The sequence below is a fragment of the Vibrio sp. 10N.222.46.A1 genome (assembly GCF_041473595.1).
Lineage (GTDB): Bacteria > Pseudomonadota > Gammaproteobacteria > Enterobacterales > Vibrionaceae > Vibrio > Vibrio tasmaniensis_A.
In genome coordinates, this window is record NZ_JBFRSN010000892.1 from 1 (window position 1) to 2,175 (window position 2,175).

Genomic DNA, 2,175 nt, shown 5'->3' on the forward strand with positions numbered 1-2,175 from the left:
GTTCCATTATCTTCGACTTCCCCCTTAGTAATACCAAGCAGGTAGTAAGCCACTATATCTAGATCTCGCTTAATACTGTAACGGTACCCAATGCCCGGCATAAGGGTATCCATTCGAGTTGTTGATTCATCTGGGTGAATGAAACGAGCACTGTAGTCACCCAACAATAGCCAATCATCCGTTATCGCATAGCTAATACCTAATCCATAGGATGATGCATTGTTATTGCTGCCTGCATCTTCATTCAAACTTCCCGAATGAGCGGTGGCGTATATATGGTCATAATCCAGAATATCCACACGGTGAGTTTCGGCCCACGAACTTGAAGAAAACATAAAAATTGCAGACACTAAACTAAGTTTCCACTTCGTCATTCCTATCATCCTTTAACTATCACCCTATTATTTGAAAGATTAGTCTATCCCTAAGACTTTAAAAAGGTTTTAGCTCACAGATTGATTTGTGACGGCAAAATATTATCAAATGTTGTACCATGAAATCATACAAACCAATGGATGATCATTATGGATGCTGAGTTATTAGAGATTCAAAACTTTCTGGCACAATACCCCCCTTTCACAGAACTCCCAGAGGAGATGTTGGCGAAAGTGACCAGTAGCGTCGAAATTTCTTATTACCGCCAAGATACCCCTATCATTCACTTTGGTGATCAGATTAACGACCTTTACATTGTTCGAAGCGGCGAAGTAGAAGTCTATCGTCGTAAAGGTGAGCTCTATAACCGGCTGGATGAGGGACACTTATTTGGCCAAATGGGGCTACTCACCAACAATAAAGTTCGCTTCCCGGTAAAAGCAACAGAAGACACCCTACTCTACTGTATCCCTGAACCTATTTTCCAAGAACTCTACGACAACTATGATTCATTCGCTGACTTTGTCGAAGTAGAAGATAATGCGCGACTGCGTCAGGCTAACTCAGACAGCAACGACGCTAACGATCTAACCACGTCAAAGGTAAAGACGCTGCTGACTAGCGAAGCGCCAATGATCGAAAAAACACGAACCATCCAACAAGCTGCTACCATGATGGCACAAGATAATGTTTCATCTTTGCTGATCATCGACCCGGATATTGTTGAAGATGATGAAGACGATTCGACGCCCGTTATTGGCATCATTACCGACCGTGATCTGTGTACCCGAGTTTTAGCAGAAGGACTCGATCCATCGGATGAAGTATCAAGTGTAATGACAGCAGAGGTTATCTCGCTCGATCATAATGCCTATGTCTACGAAGCCATGATGACCATGCTTCGCTACAACGTGCATCACCTACCAGTACTAAAAGATAAGAAGCCTATTGGTATTATTGAAGCGACCGATATTGTACGTTACGAATCTCAAAACTCGCTGTTATTGGTAAGCAGCATCTTCCAACAGCAAAGCATCGAAGATCTTAAAGTCCTTTCTGAGCAAGTAAAAGACAGCTTTGTGCGCTTGGTTAACGAAGACGCCAACGCCCACATGGTGGGTACCGCAATGTCGGTAATTGGCCGTAGCTTTAAACAACGAATTATTGAACTAGCCGAAGATAAACTCGGTAAAGCGCCGATCCCTTATTGTTTCCTCGCGCTCGGCTCGATGGGGCGTGATGAGCAGCTGCTCGTTACTGACCAAGATAACGCCATTATTCTTGATGATACCTACGATGAGAAAAAGCACGGTAAGTACTTTGAAGAGCTGTCGACCTTCATTTGTGATGGCTTAGACCAATGTGGCTATGTGTACTGTACCGGTGACATCATGGCCACTAACCCAACTTGGCGTATGACACGTCGACAATGGGAAGAATGCTTCGCTGATTGGATTGATGATCCAAACCCGAAAGCACTACTGAACGCCTCTATCTTCTTTGATTTAGATGGTGTTTATGGCCGCTTAAAATGGGCAGAACAGTTAAATAGTTTTATTGTAAGACGTGCGCGTAAGAACAACCGTTTCTTGGCGTGTCTTGCTCGTAACGCACTCAACCGAACACCGCCTCTGGGTTTCTTTAAAGATTTTGTAATGGAGAAAGATGGTCGTCATAACAACTCGATCAATCTTAAACGTCGTGGTACCGCACCACTTGCCGATCTAATCCGTGTTCACTCTTTAGCAGTCGCATCTCGCTCTAAGAACTCATTCGAACGTTTAGATGACATTATCGACG

Annotated in this window: 1 protein-coding gene and 1 pseudogene; one reads left to right on the plus strand and one right to left on the minus strand. The window is 43.7% G+C overall.

Going from position 1 to position 2,175, the window contains the following annotated elements; genetic code table 11:
- Positions 1-374, minus strand: a pseudogene (locus AB4496_RS21560) (hypothetical protein); the annotation flags it as partial.
- Positions 375-524: 150 nt separating this feature from the next.
- On the opposite strand from AB4496_RS21560, the gene AB4496_RS21565 reads away from it, so the two are divergent.
- Positions 525-2,175, plus strand: a 1,651-nt coding sequence (locus AB4496_RS21565; RefSeq protein WP_372131910.1) for a DUF294 nucleotidyltransferase-like domain-containing protein, incomplete at its 3' end; no start/stop codon positions are given.